Consider the following 22,352-nt stretch of genomic DNA (forward strand, 5'->3'; position numbering starts at 1 on the left):
AACAACCGCGCCGTAGTATAAAGGCAAGCCCGTTACATGGATACGTTCTTTTATTCTCTCTCGACAGGGAGGTCGACAAAGATGCACACACAATATTGGCAGGTTGGGCTAGATATTCAAATGGAGGCTATACGCGCCTTGGCCGTTGTCAGACGCCGTTATGGCTGGCAACTGCGGTATTGGTGGCATCAAACCTTACCTTCTGGGGCTTTGCGGGAGGGTATTTTACAACAGCCAGATGTGGTTAGCGACAAACTCAAATTATTACGCAAACAATTACCACGACATATTTCATTACGCATTGCACTGCCCGCCCAGCGTATATTGCAGCAGACTATCCCTCTTCCAGACCGGCGGCTGCGTGAACCCGAACGCACGGGGTTTATCAATGCGGAGGCAAGCAAGCTTTTCCCGGTCAACAGTCAGGAGTTGGCGCTGGATTATCGTGCTGAAGCTGGCAGTGAATTATTAATCACAGCCGCTCGCCAGTCAGAAATTCACCAATGGCAAGCATGTTTACAGCAGGCTAACCTACCATCCCCCGTAATTGATATCACCCCCTGCGCCCTGCGTTATATGGCCACGGCCGCTGGTTTATCAGGGACTTATTGGTTAGTTCATCGGCTGGCACATGAGTGGTTGTGGGTTTCCTCCAGTGAAATGCCGTTTATCTTTGGTGTGGTACCCATTGAAATTGACGAGATACAGGAATGCGACCGCGTGCGCTCGTTTAATCCGTTAACTGCTAATCCGTTAACTGCATTACTGGCACAGTTGCATACCCATCATCCCCAACCAAATGATAATCCGGTGAAAGTGTATTACAGCAGTATGATGGATGAATCCCCACCGGAAAATACCACGCGCTGGTCACCCTTTGCTGCGTTTGCTCAGTATCAGCCCCCTTTGCCCTCATCACCGGCCGCTTTCATGTTGGCTGGTGGGTTGGCATTACGCCCGGCAGATTACTGATGTATCAGGTTAATTTCTCGTCATGGCGCACAGATCGCCAGCTTGCACGTTACCGATTTTGGCGCAACTTAGGGTTATGCCAAGCCCTGTTTTTTATCATCATACTGGTGGTTGTGCAGCGGCAATCACAGTTAGCGCAAATCAGTCAGCAAAGCAGCCTTACCGCGCTTTTGCGCCAGCAAAAGGTATTAAGCCAGCATCATCAACAGGTGCAACAGCGGATGACACAAAAACAGCACGCGGAGCAGCGAGTGAAAATGTATCGGAAAATGCACCAATCCGCTCGCCGCTACGCAACATTATTGCAGTTGTTAGCACAGGAAATCCCCGAGAACTGCTGGTTAATCAGCCTGATACCTAAAGGTGAACATCTGGTTTTTGAGGCTGTTAGCCAAGATTACGCCGCTATCCATGATTTTTTGGTGAAGTTAAGGCGTCAGCCCCTATTGGCAAATGTGCGCTTACAAAAAATTGCGCAGCAGGATGATGGGCATTTTCGATTTATGGCGCAGGCCGACTGGCAGGAGGAGGGGGTTAATGATGAATAAACAGCTTCAGCGCTGGATGGATAGGCCCGGCTGGCAGCTTTGTTTATATCAATGGGGGATACTGGCGCTGGTTGGTGCGAGTGTTTATGGCATGGTGCTGCGGCCCTTATGGCAACAGCAGCGGCTAGCTACTCAGGAAATTATTCAACACCAACAACAGATTGAGCGCCAACAATCCACACTGATGCAGTTGCCATCGCTCATTTCTCTTGAGCAGCAAATTACTGTGTTGAATGCGGTTGAAGCACCGTTGCAGCCGTCAAATGCCTCAATGGCACATTTGGTGGGGCAATGGATTGTGCCGTTTGATGGGCAGGTGATGAGTTGGCAGCGGCAATCTGAACAGTCAGTGGCGGCCGGAGGAAACTCAGCCGAACAACAATTAACTGAGCAACAACAATTAACCAAGCAACAACAATGGCATGCAACCTTGCGGGTTAATTTTTATGGATTGCTCCATTTACTTCGTCAGTTAGCTGCAACCTCATCGCCAGTCCAAGTCCAGATAATGGGCATTACACGAGAGAAGCATGCGCTGACAGTGAAACTAAACCTAAAAGAGTCTCTTACCGGAGGTGAAAGTGAATAATCGCCGCAACAGACAGTGGATGTTTGGAGGGCTGTTGATGGTGGCATTACCGGCTTTGACGGTTGGCGCAGAACCCATACTGGCTGAGATTGGGCGCAACCCATTTGAACGAGTATTAACAGGGGCTTGTGATGATGACCGTGAAAAACTCGCCGATTGGCAATTACAGGGCATTGTCCGGGGGGCGGATTACCATTCTGCTTGGGTACAGCGGGCGGAGGGCCAGTGGCAAAAACTGGCGATAGAAACGCGCCTATTGGCTCATTGGCAAGTGACCGACATCAGTGCGCGGCAAGTCCGCCTCCAGCATGTTAACCCAGAAAAGCCATGCTCGGGTTCATCAGGTTCTGTGGTGCTCTCGATGCGCTAAGATATTAATCATCAGTATTAAAAGGAATGAATCTGATGGATTTCTATATATTTAAAATTAAAAATATATTTAAAATCAATAATATAGTCAAATCAAAAGACGGGCTATGGGCTGCGTTTGGTATGCCGCGAGAGCTATTATTTATTTTTCTGCTGCTCAGTGCCTTACTTACCATGCCCTTTTCCATTAATGCAAAAGGCGGCTCGCCAATCTCACTGGAGTTTCAAGACACTCCTGCCCCCATGGTGTTGCAAGCACTGGCGGATTATCAGCAATTGAATTTGGTCATTGCGGCAGATATTGGCGGTAATCTTAGTCTCCGGCTGGTGGATGTCCCTTGGGAACAAGCACTTGCTATCGTTTTGCGCATGAGCCGCTTGAAAGTCGAGCGCGAAGGGGCGGTGATGATGGTTTTCACTGAACAGGATATTGAGGACAGGCGGCTGCAAGCTAAACAAAAAGCTGGCCCAGAATCACTCAGTAATTTGAACCTGGCTTTGCAATATGCGGATGCTGAACAAGTTGCGGACAGCTTGAATCTGGCCGAGGGCGGGTTACTTTCTCCACTGGGCAGTGTGGTGGTAGATAAACGTACAAATACATTATTAATTCGTGATACTTCCGCATCATTAGCATTATTGAAAAGCTGGTTGGCAGAGATGGATTTGCCTTTACAGCAAGTACAGTTAGCTGCGCATATAGTGACCATCAGCCGTGAAAACTTGCAGGAGCTTGGCGTACGTTGGGGAATGGGGGAGCCACAACCTACATCCGCGCTGAGAATGAGTGATTTTAATGTCAATTTGCCGCTGCCTACCAGCGCAGTCAGTGCTGGATTTAATGTTGCCCGCATCGGGGGGCGGCTGCTGGAGCTGGAGTTGAGCGCTCTGGAGCAAGAAAATCAGGTCGACATTATTGCCAGCCCGCGCTTAGTAGCCTCACACCAGCAAACCGCCAGCATCAAACAAGGTTCTGATATTCCTTATACTGTCTCGCGGGGGAAAAAAGGGGCGACGACGATTGAGTTTAAAGAGGCGGTATTAGGAATGGAGGTCACACCAAAAATACTGCGTAATGGCAAAATTACTTTAAACTTAAAAATCAGCCATAATATGCCGGGAATGGCGATGAAACGTGGTGATAGTGAAACTTTGCTAATCGATAAGCAGGAAATAAAAACCCAAATAACCGTCAATAACGGCGAAACTATTGTGTTAGGTGGGATTTTTCAGCAAAAAAACAGTCAAGGTGTTAATAAAGTGCCTATGTTGGCCGATATTCCTTGGTTGGGGGGGCTGTTTAAACAGGACGCCCAGCAACAAAGTCGTCGGGAGTTAGTTATTTTTATCACCCCAAGGTTGATAGGTACTTGAGCCCCAAAAGGTGCCGATTGATGAAAACAGGCCAATCTTGGTGACTTTCTGCAACTTTTTGTGTGATAGGAGGCTTCTAAATTTGACGCTGCCCCCGATTTAGCTTACAAGGGTTACCGAATTGAGCTCCGAGGTTTTTAATAACGTTGATACGCCGATAAAAACGTATGGTTTCCCTCCCACGACGTGTACAACGATTTATTCGGTTGCCAAACTACCAGAAGTGCTGAGATAATTTTCAGTCTGATCTCGCACTATCGCTCATGAGGTTTCAGTTTAGGTCCCGTTGCTAATTTGATTGGCGGGGCGGGTTATCATTAACGAATAGTCTTAGTAATACCAAAAACATGGCAGAGAAACGCAATATCTTTCTGGTTGGGCCTATGGGTGCCGGCAAAAGCACTATTGGTCGTCAGTTAGCTCAGCAACTCAATATGGAGTTTTTCGACTCTGATCAAGAAATTGAGCGACGTACCGGAGCTGACGTGGGCTGGGTATTCGACGTGGAAGGCGAAGAAGGTTTCCGCGATCGTGAAGAAAAAGTTATTAATGAACTGACGGAAAAACAGGGCATTGTTCTGGCAACCGGTGGTGGCTCTGTTAAATCCAGAGAAACCCGTAACCGTTTGTCAGCCCGTGGCGTGGTGGTGTATTTAGAAACCACCATCGAGAAGCAGTTGGCCCGCACACAGCGCGACAAAAAACGTCCGTTGTTGCAGGTTGATTCGCCTCCACGTGAGGTGTTAGAAGCACTGGCAAAAGAACGTAATCCGTTGTACGAAGAAATTGCAGATGTCACCATCCGCACTGACGATCAAAGCGCGAAAGTTGTTGCTAACCAGATTATCAACATGCTGGAAAGTAACTGATTTAGCATTTTACTAATGCCCGCGGGCGTAAGTTAAGAAGGTTACAGGGCGCGACATGGAGAAGATTACTGTCACGTTAGGGGAGCGTAGCTACCCGATTACGATTGCTGCTGGATTGTTCAAAGATCCGGCCTCTTTTAAGCCGCTAAAAGCGGGTGACCAGGTAATGCTGGTGACCAACCAAACGCTAGCGCCACTCTACCTGGATTCGCTCCGGGCAGTGCTGGAACAAAGCGGCATTAAAGTCGATCAGGTGATTTTACCTGATGGTGAACAGTATAAATCTCTGAGTGTTCTGGAGCAGGTATTTTCTGCCCTTCTGGAAAAACCGCACGGTCGTGATACTACACTTGTCGCCCTAGGTGGCGGTGTAGTAGGCGACCTGACCGGTTTTGCCGCAGCTTGTTATCAACGCGGTGTACGCTTTATTCAAGTTCCTACCACCTTACTTTCTCAAGTGGATTCCTCTGTCGGTGGTAAAACCGCAGTGAACCACCCATTGGGTAAGAACATGATTGGTGCTTTCTACCAGCCCGCATCGGTGGTGGTTGACCTTGATTGTCTCAAAACCCTCCCTCCACGTGAGCTTGCTTCCGGGCTGGCCGAAGTTATCAAATACGGTATCATTCTTGACGCCGCTTTCTTTGAGTGGCTGGAAAACAATATTGACGCTTTGTTAGCACTGGATATGTCAGCATTAGCTTACTGCATCCGCCGTTGCTGTGAATTGAAAGCCGATGTTGTTGCCGCCGACGAAAGGGAAGAGAGCGGGATGCGCGCTTTACTCAATTTGGGTCATACTTATGGTCATGCTATTGAGGCTGAAATGGGTTATGGCGTCTGGCTACACGGGGAAGCAGTTGCCGCCGGAATGATGATGGCTGCACATACCTCCCGTCGATTAGGCCAGCTTTCAGATCAAGATGTTGAGCGTATCAAGAAACTACTTTTACGTGCTGGTCTGCCAGTCAGCGGGCCGCAGGAAATGACGCCAGAGTCCTATCTGCCGCACATGATGCGAGATAAAAAAGTGCTAGCCGGTGAGCTTCGTCTGGTATTGCCAACCGCAATAGGTCGGTCAGAAGTTCGTGGTGGTGTTGCACATGATATGGTACTGGCGTCTATCACTGATTGTCAGTGATAGAAAATGGCATAAGTATATTTCTTTGCTGCGGGCGTTTTAGCTTGTTAGCAGTCAGTAAAATCAATCAGCCGGACTGCAATGATAAATGCGGTAGGCTTTTGCCTCTAGTTGGAGGGTTTAGATGGATGATTTAAAGCCGGAAGACGATCTGAAACCAGATAGCAGTGACCGTCGCCCAACACGTGCCCGCAAGTCCTCGACTGGGCCTAAGCTTGCTGTTTCACGCCAACATATGATGATTGGTATTGGCATTTTAGTGCTGCTGCTGATCATTATTGCCATTGGTTCAGCCTTAAAAGCCCCGACCGAGCATGAAGCATCGCAACAAAATCCAAATGTGGATGCTGCGCGAAATATTAATCTGTCTGATTCATCTTCGCTGACCAGTGGCAGCAATACTCAGCCAGCCGTGGCAAATAACACCACCGATGGTCATGATGCCAATGGCGTGAGGAATACCGCTCAGCCACAAGATATCAATGTGCCGCCGATTTCTCCGACACCGACCGAGGCCGCTCCGCAGTCTTCTGTCAATAATTCAACTCAACGTGTTGAATTGCCTGGGAATATGTCTGATGCGCTTTCTCAGGCCCAGGGGCAGGTCGATACTCTGTCTCAGAATATGAATGACGGCCCGACCTCCACACTGCCGACGGCACCAGCTACCGTTTCAACCTCGAAAGGGGCCAAAGCGCCAGTAGCACGGGAACCGATGACTCATCCGACGCAGAAACAGGCCACGGCAGCGACTAAACAATCAGCAACGAATTCATCCGCTGTTAGCCATAAAAATCCGACAACAGCCGTCTCTCCAGCCGCTTCTGCGGTGGCGAAGTCAGGTTCGGCTGGCAGCAGCAGCGCATTGAAAAATGCTCCTGGTAGCCACTTCACGTTACAACTGAGCAGCGCATCGCGCTCAGATACCTTGAATGCCTATGCTAAGCAGCAAAAACTATCTGACTATCATGTATATGAAACTAAACGTGATGGTAAGCCTTGGTACATCTTAGTGAGTGGCAATTACGCCTCCTCTGCTGATGCTAAAAGGGCGATAGCCACATTACCCGCTGATGTTCAGGCGAAAAAACCGTGGGTTAAACCTGTACAACAAGTACAGCAAGACCTTAAAAAATAAATCATTCTTATTTGTGCGCTGATGTGCTGTCTGAAACAGAGTACAATCTGCGGCTCTGAATTATTAAGTAGCTAACTGACGGCATGAAGAAAAACCGCGCTTTTTTAAAATGGGCTGGTGGGAAATATCCGCTGGTTGATGACATTCGACGCCATCTTCCAGCGGGAGACTGCTTGATAGAGCCATTCGTCGGTGCGGGGTCGGTGTTTCTTAACACTGAGTATGAATCTTACATACTGGCCGATATCAACAGTGATCTCATTAACCTCTACAATATTGTAAAGAACCGCACTGATGGCTTCGTGCGGGATGCTCGTGTTTTATTCACGGGCGATTTCAATAATTCCGAGAATTTTTATCAACTGCGTCAAGAGTTTAACGCCAGTACCGATACCTATCGCCGTGCTTTATTATTTCTCTATTTGAATCGCCATTGTTATAACGGTCTGTGCCGTTATAATTTGAGCGGTGAATTCAATGTGCCTTTCGGTCGTTACAAAAAACCTTATTTCCCCGAAAATGAGCTGTATTGGTTTGCTGAAAAATCGCAAAATGCTGTTTTTGTTTGTGAGCATTATCAGGAAACTTTATTAAAAGCGGTGCACGGGGCGGTGGTTTACTGCGATCCTCCGTATGCGCCATTATCAGCGACGGCTAATTTCACGGCATATCACACCAGTAATTTTGGTTTAGCGGATCAACAGAATCTGGCTCGTCTGGCTTACCAGCTATCAGCAGAAAATAAGATCCCGGTTCTAATTTCTAATCACGACACAGAGCTGACGCGCGATTGGTATCATCAGGCGTCACTGCATGTGGTCAAAGCGCGCCGAACTATCAGCCGTAATATCCTTGGCCGTAGTAAAGTGAACGAGCTTTTGGCGCTGTATAGCTGAGCGGGAACTGCCGCTCGGTAAAGATTCAAACCCCATGGTTTGTGAGAAAAGCTTGTTACGCTGAAACCTCATAAAACAAAGAGATACGTTTGGAGAAGCGGATGAAAAAGTTTTTAATTGCCCCGTCTATTCTGTCAGCAGATTTTGCCCGCCTGGGCGACGATACCGCTAAGGTGCTTGCTGCCGGTGCTGATGTTGTGCATTTTGATGTGATGGACAATCATTACGTTCCTAATCTGACTATCGGGCCGATGGTATGCAAGGCTTTGCGTGATTACGGTATTACCGCCCCTATTGATGTCCATCTGATGGTGAAACCGGTCGATCGTATTGTCCCGGATTTCGCCAAAGCCGGTGCCACGTATATTTCATTCCATCCTGAAGCTTCAGAGCATGTTGACCGCACTTTGCAACTCATCAAAGAGAGTGGCTGCAAGGCGGGTTTGGTGTTTAACCCCGCCACCCCGCTTAGCTACCTTGATTATGTGATGGATAAGCTGGATGTTATTTTGCTGATGTCAGTGAACCCCGGCTTCGGCGGGCAGTCTTTCATTCCCGAAACACTGAACAAATTGAAGCAAGTGCGCAAGCTGATTGATGACAGCGGCTATGACATTCGTCTGGAAGTAGATGGCGGCGTCAAAGTGGATAATATCCGCGATATCGCGGCTGCCGGTGCTGATATGTTTGTCGCCGGTTCGGCAATCTTTAGTCAGCCGGACTATAAAAGTGTGATTGATGCCATGCGCAGTGAATTGGCCAAATCTGCCCATGACTAAATTTGATGCTATCCGCGGTGTGGCTTTTGATCTCGATGGCACATTAGTTGATAGCGCACCGGGGCTGGCCAGCGCGATTGATCTGGCGCTGGCACATCAAGATTTACCGGTCGCAGGCCAAGATTTGGTCTCAACCTGGATTGGCAATGGCGCTGATGTATTAGTCGAGCGCGCGCTACGCTGGGCGGGTCGCGAGCCAGATGCGCCATTAGTGGCACATACTCGTGAACTGTTTGACCACTATTACGCCCAGACAGTCGAGCAGGGCAGCCAGCTATTTCCGCAAGTGAAAGCGACATTGGCGCAGTTGGCGGCCAGTGGTTTGCCGATGGGCCTGATTACCAATAAGCCCACGCCATTCGTCGCCCCACTGCTAGCGTCCTTGGGTATTGCCGATTATTTCTCCGTCATCATTGGCGGTGATGATGTGGTGGTGAAGAAACCCCATCCCGCGCCCTTGTATTTATTGCTGGCTAAGCTTGGCTTGCATGCCCGTGAAATGCTGTTTGTTGGTGATTCACGTAATGATATTATGGCCGCGCAGGCGGCGGGTTGCCCCTGTGTCGGGCTGACCTATGGATATAACTATGGTGAAGCTATTGCCACCAGTCATCCCGACTGCGTGCTAGAGCACTTTGCCTGTCTGTTGCCCGCTCTCGGGCTGCCATCTTTAAAAGATCAGGAAGCATAAAATGAGTAAACCCACTGAAATATCTGCTGTATCCGATAAACAAAAACCTATCGTATTTAGCGGCGCGCAACCGTCCGGCGAATTGACTATTGGCAATTACATGGGTGCATTGCGTCAGTGGGTACAAATGCAAGATGACTATGATTGCATTTATTGCATTGTTGACTTGCATGCCATCACGGCTCGTCAGGATCCAGCCTTGTTACGCAAAAGAACTCTGGACACCTTGGCTCTGTATCTGGCTTGCGGTATTGACCCGAAGAAAAGCACCATTTTTGTTCAATCCCATGTGCCAGAACACTCCCAACTGGGCTGGGCGCTGAACTGCTACACCTATTTCGGCGAACTGAGCCGCATGACCCAGTTCAAAGACAAATCAGCCCGTTACGCTGAAAACATTAACGCCGGTTTGTTTGATTATCCGGTGTTGATGGCGGCGGATATTTTGCTGTATCAGACTAACCAAGTGCCGGTCGGTGAAGACCAGAAGCAACATCTGGAGCTGAGCCGTGATATTGCCAGCCGATTCAATAATCTGTACGGCGATATCTTCAAAATTCCTGAGCCGTTTATTCCTAAAGCCGGTGCGCGGGTGATGTCTTTGCAGGACCCAACCAAAAAAATGTCCAAATCTGATGACAACCGCAATAATGTCATCGAATTGCTGGAAGATCCGAAATCTGTGGTGAAAAAGATTAAGCGCGCGATGACGGATTCTGACGAGCCAGCGGTTATCCGCTATGACACAGAGAAGAAAGCCGGTGTTTCTAACTTGCTGGATATTTTGTCGGGTGTGACTGGGCAGTCTGTTCCTGAGCTGGAAGCCCAGTTTGAAGGCCAAATGTATGGTCATTTGAAAGGTGCGGTTGCGGAGGCGGTTTCTGGCATGCTGAGCGAGCTACAGGCGCGTTATCATCAATATCGCGAAGACGAGGCTTTCTTGCAGGAAGTGATGCGTGACGGGGCGGCTAAGGCGCGTGCTCGCGCACAAGAAACGCTGGCAAAAGTGTATGAAGCTATTGGTTTTGTTGCCCATCCGTAAGTGAATCAATCAGTGCGTCAGTCGAAGGGGGATTTCTCCCCCTTCAGAGTCAATTCAGTTTAACCCACCTGTTCAATTTGCTCCTTTACCTCAGCTTTGCCGTGTTCCGCACTGGAAAACCAATTCAGTTTTTTGCGCAAACTGACCACACTGCCGACAATAATCAAGCTCGGGCTGCTGACCTGCTGCGAAAGCAGTGCCAACTGGCTCAGTTCGCCGCTGACTACCCGCTGATGTCGCGAGGTGCCATTTTCGACCAGAGCAACTGGCGTGGTGGCTGGCATGCCGTGCCGAATTAATTGCTGCTGAATCTCGCCCGCTTGTGATAACCCCATATAAAACACCAGAGTTTGCTTTTCTGCCGCCAGATTGGCCCAATCTAACTGACTGTCTTTCTTGGCGTGGCCGGTAATCAGCCGCACACTTTGGGCGTGATCGCGGTGAGTTAGGGGAATGCCGCTGTAGGCTGAGCAGCCAGACGCCGCTGTTATCCCCGGCACCACGGAAAACGGAATATTGTAATCTGCCAGTGTTTCCAGTTCTTCGCCGCCACGGCCAAAAATAAACGGGTCGCCGCCTTTCAAGCGCACCACGCGTTTCCCCTGCTGCGCCTGCTGCAAAAGAATCTGATTGATTTGATCTTGTGGAACACTATGGCGGCCAGACTCTTTGCCGACAAAAATGCGCTCGGCATCGCGGCGCACCAAATTCATTACTTCATCGGACACCAGCCGGTCATAGACCACCACGTCTGCTTGCTGAATCTGCTGCAAACCTTTCAATGTCAGCAAACCGGCATCGCCCGGCCCGGCCCCCACCAACACCACTTCACCGCGGTCAGACAGTGGCGCATTGAACAGTTGTTCAACATGCTGCTCGACTTGCACCTGATCCTCATTCGCCAGTGATTGCGCCAGCCGGTCGTGGGTCAGCAGTTTTTCCCAGAAGCGGCGGCGGTCAGTCATGGCGGCAAAATGCTGTTTCACCCGCTGGCGTAAATTGCCCGCTAACTGTGCTAACTGCCCCAAATGCTGTGGCAGCATGGCCTCGAGTTTCTCTCGCAGCAATCGCGCTAATACTGGCGCTTTACCGCCCGAGGAGATGGCAATCATGATAGGAGAGCGGTCAATGATTGATGGCATGATAAAACTGGTGCGTTTCGGGTCATCAACTACATTGCAGAACACCCGCTGTTGATTGGCACTTTGATAAACCAAAGCATTGACGGCCACCTGATCCGTTGCGGCAATCACCAGCCATTTTTCTGCCAATAGCCCGGGTACAAACTCGCCGCTGACTAAAGAAAGCCGCCCCTCATCAGCCCAATCATGAAACTGCGGCGTAAACTCGCACGCATTGACGGTGACGGCGGCACCGGCATCCAGCAACAAGCGGGCTTTGCGTTCGGCCACTTCACCTCCACCGACCAGCAGGCAGGCTTTGTTTTGCAGTTGGCAGAAAATCGGGAAGTAGTCCATGGGCAATCCTTCAGGTTGAGGCCGCTAGGGGGTAAAACCAGCCCCTAAGAGCTGGTGAATTCGGGTATCAGACTGCTGATAAAGTCAATTGAAGGGGAATCGTGCCGTTGGGGTCGTAGCGACGTAAGTCGCCGGAGTGCCCCTCGGTGCGGTAAACTCTTCACTCACTGAGCTATCAATCGACTTCGTATAACTCACTCTTGCACTGCTTGTGGCGCATTGATAGCCGCTGGCTGTGGGCGTTGTTCCCGTGGGGTGGCATACCAGTAGCCCAGCCCCATAAACACCGCGCCTGACAAGGTATTGCCCAGTGTGACCCATAACAGGTTGTGGCCGATGCCGCTTAAGGTATAAGCCTCACTGTGATGACCAAACCACGACAACGCAAATAGGGTCATATTGGCCACTGAGTGTTCGTAACCAGAGGCAATAAAGGCCAGCAAACACCACCAGATGGCAATGAATTTGGCAGCACCCTCTACGCGGATTGCCATCCAGATTGCCAGACAAACCAGCCAGTTACATAATACACCCTTGAAGAATAAGGTCATAGCGGGCGCAGAGGTTTTTGCCAGCGCCGCGGTGTGTACCAAACTGGTGTCAACGGACAGCAAATTGCCGCCGCCGTAGTAATAGAGCAGGGCGACAAAAACAGAACCCAACAAATTCCCCAGCCAGGTTTGTGGTAAAACTGCCCACATTTGGCTGGATTTGATGGTGCCGGCTTTGACACCAAAGGTCAGGAACATGGTGTGACCGGTAAACAATTCAGAGCCGGCAATAATCACCAAGGTCAACGCCAGACCAAAGGTGGCTCCCATCACTAATGGGCGGTAAGCCGGGTCAATCAGGTTACCCAGTGTGAAAATCAGAATAATGCCAAGGCCGACATAGGCACCGGCCATTGCCGAACCAATCCAAAAGCCCAGCGGGCTTTCTTTCGCCAGTTTGACGATTCGGGCCGCATTGGCCGCGCATTTGTTGATGGTGTCTGTATACATATTCTATCCCAGTCCCCTAGCTCTCGACGCCGCAGCAGTGTTCGCTGCGACGCCAATATCCTTGGGGATAATTGAAGTTATTTTTGTCAGCATCCGGCATTTGCCAGAACCCGTTATCTATTACGCTTTGACTTGCACTATGCCGTCACGAACCCGCACGTCGTAATGGGTCACTGAGCGCGTTTCATCTTCCAGACAGAAACCATCATGCAGGCGAAAATGCTGTTTTTTCAGGGGGCTAGCCACCCACAAATCACCTTGATGTTCTGCAATTAATCCACGCGACAACACGCTGGCCTGAGCAAAGGGGTCAATATTGCTGATAGCAAAAACCTGTTCGTCGGTATAAGGCCGGAAGACCGCGACGTGATGCTCGCCAATCAGACCGCATACGCCGCTACCGGGCAAAATGTCATTTAATGGGCAAAGTGGGATCCACTGGCTCATAGGTTTTCCTCCAGTTCCAGCATCCGGACTGGGATGCGTTCTTCCGGGCGGGCCGGGCGATGTTGGTCGCGTTCGCGCACCACTTGTACATTGGGGTCGCGCAGCGGGCTGTTGATAAAGTGGGCGAAACGGACTTGCGCCGCAGGGTTTTCCACGGTGACTTTCCATTCGCAGACGACTTTGTCGCGCAGACGGGCAATATCAGTTTCGAGCTGATCATTGATGCCCAGTTTGTCGTCGAGAATAACGGCGCGCAGGTAATTAATGCCGCCCTCCAGACTTTCCAGCCACACCGAGGTGCGTTGCAGCTTATCGGCGGTGCGGATATAGAACATCATAAAGCGGTCGAGATAGCGCATCAGGGTTTCTTCGTCCAGATCCGCTGCCAGTAAATCTGCATGACGAGGTTTCATCCCGCCGTTACCGCAAACATACAAGTTCCAGCCATTTTCGGTGGCAATAATCCCGACATCTTTGCCCTGTGCTTCAGAACATTCACGGGTACAGCCGGAGACACCAAATTTCATTTTGTGTGGTGTACGGATGCCCTTATAGCGGTGTTCCAGCGCCACACCAAAGCCAACGCTGTCACCCACGCCAAAGCGGCACCAGGTGCTACCGACACAGGTTTTTGCCATGCGCAGGGCTTTGGCATAGGCGTGTCCGGTCTCAAAGCCCGCTTCAATCAACTGCGCCCAGATAGCGGGCAGGTCGTCTTTTTGCGCGCCAAACATCCCGACGCGCTGTGAGCCAGTCAGTTTGGTGTAGAGATTATATTCTTTGGCGATGCGGCCTATGGCCAGCAAGCCGTCAGGGGTGATTTCCCCACCCGGTGAGCGCGGGATAACCGAGTAAGTGCCGTCTTTTTGGATATTGCCGAGGAAGTTGTCGTTGGTGTCTTGCAACGGGGTATGTTGCGGTTCCAAGACATATTCATTCCAGCAGGATGCCAGCAGTGAGCCGACCGTCGGTTTACAGACTTCGCAGCCGTAACCTTTGCCGTATTTTTCCAGCAAGGCATCGAAATTTTTAATCTGTTCAACGCGAATCAGGTGGTATAGCTCTTGGCGCGAATAGGCAAAGTGCTCACATAAATGATGATTAACTTCAATACCTTGCTTGCTGAGTTCGGCATTTAACACTTGGGTGACGAGTGGAATACAGCCGCCGCAGCCGGTACCGGCTTTGGTAGCCGATTTCAGCGCCGCCACGGTATGGCAGCCCTGGCCGATGGCCTGAATAATATCGCCCTTGGTGACATCAAAACAGGAGCAGATTTGCGCACTGTCCGGCAGGGAGTCGACCCCCATCGCCGGTTTGCTACCGGCATGAGCCGGTAAAATCAGACTGTCTGGATTTTCCGGTAGCTCAATATTATTCAGTGCCAATTGCAGCAGATTGCCGTAATCGCTGGTATCGCCCACCAGCACTGCCCCGAGCAGGGTTTTGTTGTCGGCACTGACTACCAAACGCTTGTAAATCTCTTTACTTTCATCCAGATAGACATAACTGCGCGCGCCTTCAGTGCGGCCATGGGCATCACCAATCCCGCCGACATCGACCCCCAGTAGTTTGAGCTTGGCGCTCATGTCCGCGCCGTGGAAAGCATTTTCACGGCCCAATAAATGGTCGGCGGTCACTTGCGCCATTTTGTAACCCGGCGCAACCAGCCCGAAAGTCCGCTCTTGCCATGATGCGCATTCGCCAATGGCGTACACATCCGGATCAGAGGTCTGGCAATTATCATTGATAGCAATACCACCACGGCGTGCTGTGGCTAAACCGCATTGATGGGCCAGTTTGTCTTGTGGACGGATGCCGGTGGAAAAGACGATAAAATCGACTTCCAGCTGCGAACCATCAGCAAACAGCATAGTTTTGCGGCTGTTTTGCCCGCTATGGACAATTTCTTGCGTATTTTTGCCGGTGTGAACTCGGACGCCCATGCGCTCAATCTTCTGGCGCAGTTGGTCGCCGCCCATTGGATCAAGTTGCTCCGCCATCAATACGGGTGCAAATTCAATGACATGAGTTTCGACACCGAGGCTTTTCAGCGCGCCGGCTGCTTCTAATCCTAATAACCCGCCGCCAATCACAGCGCCGCGTTTACTGCGGCGGGTGCAAGCTTCAATGGCATTTAAGTCTTCAATGGTGCGGTAAACAAAGCAGTCTTGCCCTTCGCTGCCTTTAATCGGCGGGATCCACGGGTAAGAGCCGGTCGCCATAATCAGCTTGTCGTAATACAGAGTACGGCCGCTGTTGGAATGGATAACTTTCTCTTTGCGATTGATGGTAATCGCGCGTTCGCCGACCAGCACATTGACACCGTGCTTTTCATAAAAACCTTCGCGAACCAGTGACAGTTCTTCCGCAGTGTGGTGGGAGAAATAAGAAGAAAGATGAACCCGGTCATAAGCGATGCGCGGTTCTTCGCAAAATACGGTTATCTCAAATTGGTCTTTATCTGCTTTATCTAATAAGTCTTCAATAAAGCGGTGGCCGACCATGCCGTTGCCGATGATGGCAAGCTTGACTTTGCTCATTTTTGCCTCAATTTTTAATTTTCTACCCTCACCTTAATCTTCCGCACGGCGCACTTATTGATGTAAATCAATTTGCTCCCTATATACCTCTAAGGTGGTAGATGGCTGATTTTTAACGTTTTTTATAAGTTGTGGATTTCATTCATGTTTAGCTGAATGGTTTCAGTTTTGGTTTTTTGATTTATTAAAATAAAACGGTGTTTTATTAAAAGAAAATCGGGCGAGGGGAGATGGGTCGGGTAAGCTAAAGGGTAATAATGAAAAACAATCATGGAGGCCTTTATGGCGGGTAAATCTTTAACCCCTCATTTATTAAACACTATCAATAATGTCCGCCTTAGTGGGCAAACGGGGCTGTGGCAGATAACCATTGCAGATGGCAAAATCACCGCGATTGCGCCACAACCGGAGCAGACCGTCGCCGGTGAGGGGATATTGGATGCACAAGGTGGGCTGGCTTTGCCGCCATTTATTGAGCCGCATATTCATCTGGATACCACTCAAACTGCCGGGCAGCCCAGTTGGAATCAATCCGGCACCTTGTTTGAGGGCATTGAGCGCTGGGCCGAGCGCAAAGCGCTACTGACTCGCGAGGATGTTAAACAGCGCGCCTGGCAAACCTTAAAATGGCAAATAGCCAATGGAATTCAGCATGTTCGCACCCATGTTGATGTTTCTGACCCCAGTTTGACCGCCTTGAGCGCGATGTTGGAAGTCAAAGAAGAAGTCAGTCCGTGGGTGGATATGCAGATTGTGGCCTTCCCACAAGAGGGAATTCTCTCTTATCCCGAGGGGGCCGCACTGCTGGAAGAGGCGCTGCGGCTAGGCGCTGATGTGGTTGGCGCGATTCCTCATTTTGAATTTACTCGTGAATATGGCGTCGAATCGCTGCATATCGCCTTTGCATTGGCGCAGAAATATCAGCGGCTGGTGGATGTTCATTGTGATGAAATTGATGATGAACAGTCGCGCTTTGTCGAAACGGTGGCGGCATTGGCGCACCGGGAGAACATGGGCGCACGGGTGACCGCCAGCCATACCACGGCGATGCACTCTTATAATGGCGCTTATACCTCGCGGTTATTCCGTCTGCTGAAAATGTCCGGCATTAATTTTGTTGCTAACCCGCTGGTAAATATTCACTTGCAAGGGCGCTTTGACACTTATCCCAAGCGGCGCGGTATTACTCGGGTGAAAGAGATGCTGGCGGCAGAGATTAATGTTTGTTTCGGGCATGACGATGTGTTCGACCCGTGGTATCCACTGGGCACCGCCAATATGTTGCAGGTGCTGCATATGGGATTACATATCTGTCAGTTGATGGGCTATGGCCAAATCAATGATGGGCTGAATTTGATCACCACCCACAGCGCCAGAACGTTGAATTTGTCGGATTATGGTTTGCAGCCGGGGAATAGCGCTAACGTGATTATTCTGCCCGCCGACAATGGTTTTGATGCTGTACGGCGACAGGTACCTGTGCATTATTCTATTCGCCATGGCGTGGTGATCGCCAAGACGCAACCGACAGAAAGTCGGATATATTTAGGGCAGGAAGAAATAGTTAGCTTTAAATAAAAAAACAGTGATTGCCCTGCAACCGAGATGGCGGCAGGGCAATAAAACAGCTAAATCAGTTGGTTGTATGGCCGTGGCTGCGGTGCTTAGTGAAGAAGCCCAGAATCAGACACATCACAAACACGGTCAGATACAAACCATTGGCGGTTGCCAGCGCGGCATGAACACCACTGTTAGCCACAATCGGGCCAGTGACCACGAAAGTCAGCATGGTGCCGACGGTGCCACAGGTCAGAATGAAGTTCACCAGTTTTGGCGAAGACACTTTGGTTTGCAGTGAACCCAATGTAATCAAGGTGGTGTAAATAGCACTGGAAACAAAACCTAACGCCAGAATGTAGTAGCTCAGGTGCTCTGGGTTATTGGTGCTGACAAACATGTACATCGCCAATGTCGCCAGCGCAGCCAGTATGGTCACGATGCGCTGTAGGTCAAAGAAGCGCAGGATAAAGCTGAATGCCCACATCCCAATCATGTAGGAAATCCAGAAGTTACTGACTAATTGGCCCGCCTGGTTGATATCCATGTTGAAGTTTTTGGTGGCATATTCCGGCACCCACTGGATGAAACCGAGTTGGCCGAGGATATAACACAGTGCAGCAATCGCCAGGAATAATACGCCAAGGCCCCATTTTTCTTTCTCCACCGGCTTGCTCTGGTCAGTGGCTTTGTGGCCAAGAACCGGGAATTCAGAGCACAATGTCAGCACGAAAATACCGACATACAGTAGGCCGATACAAGCATAAACCCAGTACCATTCAATATGGCGCGCCAGCAGCATTGCCGCGGCGACCGGGAAAATCATCCCAGCCATACTGAAGAATGAGTCGGTGAACAGCAGGCGAGAACCGCGCTGACGCCCTTCATACATATGGGTGACCAGGAATGTCCCGATCGACATAGTTATCCCGCTGACAACCCCTAGAATGAACATGCTGATGGAGAAGACCATCAGATTATGGCCAACCATTAACCCGGCAATAGCAATTAACATCAGAATAAAACCAAACACTAACTGACGTTTTAATGGAATGATTTCCATCAACCAAGCATTCAGGAAGATAGAGATCAAAATACCGGCGTTAAGGAAAGTGAATGTGTTACTCATACTGGCAATAGGCAGATTGAAATACTCTGCGATATTTCCCATCACCATCCCGGTGACAATAACTAACGCACCGGTCAGCGCGTATGAAAAGTAACTGATCCAAGTGAGTCGAAGGCGATTGCTGTTATTCATAGATGGGGCCTGTGTCAGCATAATATTTAAACAATAATAGTAAGAACATTTATAGAAAGCGTTCAAACCAGTTTCACTACTGAGGCCGCGGATCCTAGCATAGGCATAGTGATTTTTTGTGATTTACATTCAACTTTTAATGTAATTTATGAAATGTCATTGATAATAATTGTGATGTGTCACAGTTCAGGAGTGAGCCAGAGGATAAATATTCTGAATATGACCGGGATGTGAGCGCGCTTTGAGCGCGACTAAGACGGATGTGGTAGTAAGTATCGTGATAGTAAGCATCGTGATAGCAAGGAAGGTGGTCGGGTACTGTATGAGTTGGCAGAAAAGCTACTTCTTGGGCGGCATAACTGACTCGCGCATGATAATCGCCGGTGGGAAACTGGCGTTGGGAATCAACGGGTTAATTAGCAATTGAGTTGCATGTCGCGCCATTTCTACAATGGGGAAATGCAAGCTGGTCAAGGCCGGGCGGACAAATGGGGCGCGTTCGCCGCTGTCATAGCAAAGCAATGAAATATCCTGCGGTACTTGTAAATGGTGCTTATTGATAGCCAACAAAGCGCCGATGGCCATTTCTTCGTTGCAACAATAAATGGCGGTGGGGAGATTGGGGCGGCTGAGGATTTCATCGGCGCGCTGATGACCACTTTCCAAGTCATAAACCCCTTCTACACAGGCCACCGGCTCTAAACCGGCTAATTGCATAGCATCAAGAAAACCCTGACGGCGTAATTCACTGGAATGGCGCTGTGCGGAGCCACTGATACAAGCAATATGGCGATGGCCGGCATCAATCAATGCCTGTGCTGCCATTTGGCTGGCGCGACGATGATCAAAAGTAACACAACGGGCTTCCAGACCGGGAACCAGCCTATCCAATAACACAAATGAGCGCCCAGCCGCTGCCAACTGATGCAGCCTTTCATCACTGAGAAAACGGACATGCAAGATTAAACCATCGCAGCGTAAGTTATACAGGCGCTGGATAGCTTGCCATTCTTTATCTGCATTATCCCGCCCTTGAGTGACTAATAGCTGTTTACCCTGAGATTCAGCTTCAGTTTGGACACAATCCATCAATGCACCAAAAAAGCCGCCGCGATAAGAGGTGGTCACTAGCCCCAAGGTATGACTTTGGCTGGAGGCCAGTGCCCGTGCGGCAGGGTTAGGGGTATAGCCCAATACCGCGACCGCCTGTTCGACTTTTTCGCGCGTCTGCGCTTTGACATTGGTATCACCGTTGACCACGCGGGATACTGTAGCGCGGGAAACCCCGGCTAATACCGCGACGTCTTCCAGTGTGACCATCATCTTGCTCCAGTCCCTTTCATATTTGAAGTTGCAGGGGGAACTGCAACTCCAATTACTGTGGGTAATAAAATGAGTTAATGTTACAAATCTGCGAACTGCGGCAAGTAAGGTTTATTGACCTGTAAAACCTCTTCCAGCAGTGGCTGAGCAATGCTGGCGTTGCCAATCAGCGGATTGGTCACTAATGCCAGCAGAGCACTGCGGCGATCACCGTGAACTGCCGCTTCAATCGTCAGGCGCTCATAGGCTTTGACTTGCTGAGTTAGCCCGTGCATTGACACCGGCAAAGGCCCGAAAGTGAGCGGATGAGCACCTTGTGCATCAACAATACAGTTGGTTTCTACCACGGAACCATCAGACAAACCACGAATCGCACCACGGTTTGTGGTATTCACTACAAGTTGCGTCCCTAAATTATTATGAATTGCACGAATAAGTTCCAGTGCTACTTCAGAATAAAATGATCCGCCCCGGAAACTCAATTGCTCCGGTTTGCTGTCCAGATGGGGGTCAGCGTACAGATCAAATAACTCTTTTTCTACCTGCATCACCTGCTCTGCGCGGGTACCACGTTCAGCGGCAGCGGCCTGCTCTTCTGCCAGCATATCTTGAGTCTGGTAGAAATAGCGATGATATGGGCAAGGAATTGCGCCCATTGCCCGCAGAAATTCCGGCGGCCATGGTGCTTCCTTGATGTTGTTCATGGTCAGTGAAGCGCCGTCACACAGCATGTTCAGCACATCTGCGGTGACATTTTTACCCTGCTGCAATACTTCATGCACCCACACCATATGATTAAGCCCGGCGAAGCGCAGTTGGATATCTTCATAAGGCGCATCCAGTAGTTTTGCAATCATGTGGTGCATGCTGATTGGAACATTACACAGGCCAATAATTTTCGCTTTGCTATAGCGGGTTACCGCTTCGGTGACGATACCGGCGGGGTTAGTAAAGTTAATTATCCAAGCATCTGGTGCCAGTTTCTCAACTTTAGCCGCAATATCCAGCATTACCGGAATAGTGCGTAGCGCTTTGGCAAAACCGCCGACGCCAGTCGTCTCCTGCCCGAGCAAGTTATATTTCAGACCCAAGCGCTCATCTGCTGCCCGTGCTGGGAGTTGGCCAACCCGGAATTGTGTCAGAACAAAACTGGCACCTTCGATTGCGGTATCCAGGGAGAAGTGAACACTAACTTTCACGCGCTCCAGCCCGTGGCGATCCAGCATTCTGCGGGTCAGTGCAGCAATAATTTCCACTTTTTGACGGCCTAACTCGACGTCAGCCAGCGCCAGTTCCGTGACCGGTAACTGGTCAATCCGCTGAATTAATCCATCAACTAATTCTGGGGTATAGCTACTGCCGCCACCAATAATGGTAATTTTAAAGGTTTTCATATTTGGCCTCCAAATGAATAAATTAGAAATGAGAGCGCTCTCATTTGAGAAGAAAGACTAACGATTAACCAAAAACAAAATGGGATGCTGCTCGCAAAAATGGCAGTTTGAGAGTAAGAAAATAAGCAAGACGTGATCCCGGTTACAGAATTTCACTGTCGGCTAGGATTTGGTAGAGGGGTTAATATGATTAATTAATCGCCATTACGCTATTTCACTGCTGATGCGGCGAGTTTTCAGCGAAAATGCGCATTCTGTAACATAAATAACCGTAAATGGGTGGCATTGCGTGGGTCAGGTCTTTAGAATCAAAGCGTTTTTCCGTTGTTCGCATCCCACAGAAAGGAACCGTTAATGTTTAAACGTACTTTAGTGACCTTCATCGCACTTTGCTCTCTAAGCGCCGTGGCACCCGCTGCTTTGGCTGCCGGTGAACCTCATGTGTTGTTAACGACGTCGGTTGGGAATATTGAGTTGGAACTCAATAGCCAGAAGGCACCGGTTTCAACGCAGAATTTCGTTGATTATGTCAACAACGGCTATTACAACAACACCATATTCCACCGCGTTATCCCCGGTTTTATGATTCAGGGCGGAGGTTTTACAGCCGATTTCAAACAAAAAACGGCTAAAACCCCCATCAAAAATGAAGCGGATAACGGCTTGCGTAACCTGCGTGGCACTATCTCCATGGCCCGCACCGCAGATAAAGACAGCGCCACCAGCCAGTTCTTCCTCAACGTGGCAGACAATGCTTTCCTCGATCACGGCCAGCGCGATTTTGGCTATGCCGTGTTCGGTAAAGTGGTTAAGGGGATGGATGTGGTAGAGAAAATCTCCCAGGTTCAGACTGAAAACGTCGGCCCGTATCAGAATGTGCCAGTGAAACCTATCACCATTCTGTCGGCGAAAGTTTTACCTTAATTGCTGCAACCAGCTT

Annotated in this window: 21 protein-coding genes; 14 read left to right on the forward strand and 7 right to left on the reverse strand. The window is 49.8% G+C overall.

The features are described from left to right. Positions 1–81 precede the first annotated feature (81 nt). The 12 genes from pilM (at position 82) to trpS (ending at position 10,408) form a co-directional block, all read left to right on the forward strand. Positions 82–972 (forward strand): type IV pilus biogenesis protein PilM, encoded by an 891-nt coding sequence (gene pilM / locus OP863_RS00960; protein ID WP_145588008.1) that lies wholly within the window; start codon positions 82–84, stop codon positions 970–972. Next, positions 972–1,520, forward strand: a complete 549-nt coding sequence (locus OP863_RS00965) for a PilN domain-containing protein (protein ID WP_145588005.1) — start codon at positions 972–974, stop codon at positions 1,518–1,520. Before pilM ends, OP863_RS00965 begins: the two co-directional genes overlap by 1 nt. Beyond that, the gene (locus tag OP863_RS00970; RefSeq protein ID WP_265526300.1) at positions 1,513–2,109 is read left to right on the forward strand and encodes a pilus assembly protein PilO; all 597 of its coding nucleotides are present in this window, start codon (positions 1,513–1,515) and stop codon (positions 2,107–2,109) included. The genes OP863_RS00965 and OP863_RS00970 overlap by 8 nt, the downstream gene beginning before the upstream one ends. 19 nt (positions 2,110–2,128) lie before the next feature. Then, positions 2,129–2,479: a pilus assembly protein PilP gene (locus OP863_RS00975; protein ID WP_416222830.1), complete on the forward strand. Its 351-nt coding sequence runs from the start codon at positions 2,129–2,131 to the stop codon at positions 2,477–2,479. 173 nt (positions 2,480–2,652) lie between these two features. Beyond that, complete coding sequence (gene hofQ, locus OP863_RS00980) at positions 2,653–3,852, forward strand: DNA uptake porin HofQ (protein WP_416222831.1); 1,200 nt, start codon at positions 2,653–2,655, stop codon at positions 3,850–3,852. 347 nt (positions 3,853–4,199) lie between these two features. Continuing rightward, a complete protein-coding gene (aroK, locus tag OP863_RS00985) occupies positions 4,200–4,721 on the forward strand; it encodes a shikimate kinase AroK (RefSeq protein WP_004391482.1) in 522 nt (173 codons plus the stop codon). Positions 4,722–4,776: 55 nt separating this feature from the next. Next, a complete protein-coding gene (aroB, locus tag OP863_RS00990; RefSeq protein ID WP_038637220.1) occupies positions 4,777–5,862 on the forward strand; it encodes a 3-dehydroquinate synthase in 1,086 nt (361 codons plus the stop codon). 124 nt (positions 5,863–5,986) lie between these two features. Then, the gene (locus tag OP863_RS00995) at positions 5,987–7,000 is read left to right on the forward strand and encodes an SPOR domain-containing protein (protein ID WP_038637217.1); all 1,014 of its coding nucleotides are present in this window, start codon (positions 5,987–5,989) and stop codon (positions 6,998–7,000) included. Positions 7,001–7,083: 83 nt separating this feature from the next. Further along, positions 7,084–7,896 carry an adenine-specific DNA-methyltransferase gene (gene dam, locus OP863_RS01000; RefSeq protein WP_265525790.1) on the forward strand — a complete coding sequence of 271 codons (813 nt, stop codon included), beginning with the start codon at positions 7,084–7,086 and terminating at the stop codon, positions 7,894–7,896. Positions 7,897–7,997: 101 nt separating this feature from the next. Beyond that, the gene (gene rpe, locus OP863_RS01005) at positions 7,998–8,675 is read left to right on the forward strand and encodes a ribulose-phosphate 3-epimerase (RefSeq protein ID WP_038637210.1); all 678 of its coding nucleotides are present in this window, start codon (positions 7,998–8,000) and stop codon (positions 8,673–8,675) included. Continuing rightward, positions 8,668–9,366: a phosphoglycolate phosphatase gene (locus OP863_RS01010; protein ID WP_145588003.1), complete on the forward strand. Its 699-nt coding sequence runs from the start codon at positions 8,668–8,670 to the stop codon at positions 9,364–9,366. Before rpe ends, OP863_RS01010 begins: the two co-directional genes overlap by 8 nt. Before the next feature lies 1 nt (position 9,367). Continuing rightward, a complete protein-coding gene (trpS, locus tag OP863_RS01015) occupies positions 9,368–10,408 on the forward strand; it encodes a tryptophan--tRNA ligase (RefSeq protein ID WP_038637204.1) in 1,041 nt (346 codons plus the stop codon). Between the two features lie 59 nt (positions 10,409–10,467). Here the strand turns inward: trpS and cysG are convergent, their stop codons facing one another. The 4 genes from cysG to nirB form a co-directional block, all read right to left on the reverse strand. Continuing rightward, entirely contained in the window at positions 10,468–11,886 is a 1,419-nt protein-coding gene (cysG, locus tag OP863_RS01020) for a siroheme synthase CysG (RefSeq protein WP_145591574.1), read from the reverse strand. A gap of 194 nt (positions 11,887–12,080) precedes the next feature. Further along, a complete protein-coding gene (gene nirC, locus OP863_RS01025; RefSeq protein WP_038637199.1) occupies positions 12,081–12,887 on the reverse strand; it encodes a nitrite transporter NirC in 807 nt (268 codons plus the stop codon). 120 nt (positions 12,888–13,007) lie between these two features. Further along, entirely contained in the window at positions 13,008–13,334 is a 327-nt protein-coding gene (gene nirD / locus OP863_RS01030; RefSeq protein WP_145587997.1) for a nitrite reductase small subunit NirD, read from the reverse strand. Next, on the reverse strand, positions 13,331–15,877 hold the full coding sequence (gene nirB / locus OP863_RS01035) for a nitrite reductase large subunit NirB (protein ID WP_038637195.1): 2,547 nt from the start codon (positions 15,875–15,877) through the stop codon (positions 13,331–13,333). Before nirB ends, nirD begins: the two co-directional genes overlap by 4 nt. A 270-nt stretch (positions 15,878–16,147) precedes the next feature. On the opposite strand from nirB, the gene OP863_RS01040 reads away from it, so the two are divergent. Further along, entirely contained in the window at positions 16,148–17,455 is a 1,308-nt protein-coding gene (locus OP863_RS01040) for a cytosine deaminase (RefSeq protein ID WP_072089153.1), read from the forward strand. A 55-nt stretch (positions 17,456–17,510) separates the two neighbouring features. On the opposite strand, the gene tsgA is transcribed toward OP863_RS01040, so the two are convergent. The 3 genes from tsgA to OP863_RS01055 form a co-directional block, all read right to left on the reverse strand. Further along, positions 17,511–18,695, reverse strand: coding sequence for an MFS transporter TsgA (tsgA, locus tag OP863_RS01045; RefSeq protein ID WP_265525791.1), 1,185 nt, complete (start codon positions 18,693–18,695; stop codon positions 17,511–17,513). A gap of 339 nt (positions 18,696–19,034) precedes the next feature. Beyond that, complete coding sequence (locus OP863_RS01050; protein WP_145591594.1) at positions 19,035–20,015, reverse strand: LacI family DNA-binding transcriptional regulator; 981 nt, start codon at positions 20,013–20,015, stop codon at positions 19,035–19,037. 83 nt (positions 20,016–20,098) lie between these two features. After that, the gene (locus OP863_RS01055; protein WP_038637184.1) at positions 20,099–21,412 is read right to left on the reverse strand and encodes a 6-phospho-beta-glucosidase; all 1,314 of its coding nucleotides are present in this window, start codon (positions 21,410–21,412) and stop codon (positions 20,099–20,101) included. 354 nt (positions 21,413–21,766) lie between these two features. On the opposite strand from OP863_RS01055, the gene ppiA reads away from it, so the two are divergent. Beyond that, on the forward strand, positions 21,767–22,336 hold the full coding sequence (ppiA, locus tag OP863_RS01060; protein WP_025376626.1) for a peptidylprolyl isomerase A: 570 nt from the start codon (positions 21,767–21,769) through the stop codon (positions 22,334–22,336). Positions 22,337–22,352 lie beyond the last annotated feature (16 nt).

This window comes from Yersinia sp. SCPM-O-B-9106 (C-191) (assembly GCF_026183365.1).
GTDB lineage: Bacteria > Pseudomonadota > Gammaproteobacteria > Enterobacterales > Enterobacteriaceae > Yersinia > Yersinia rochesterensis.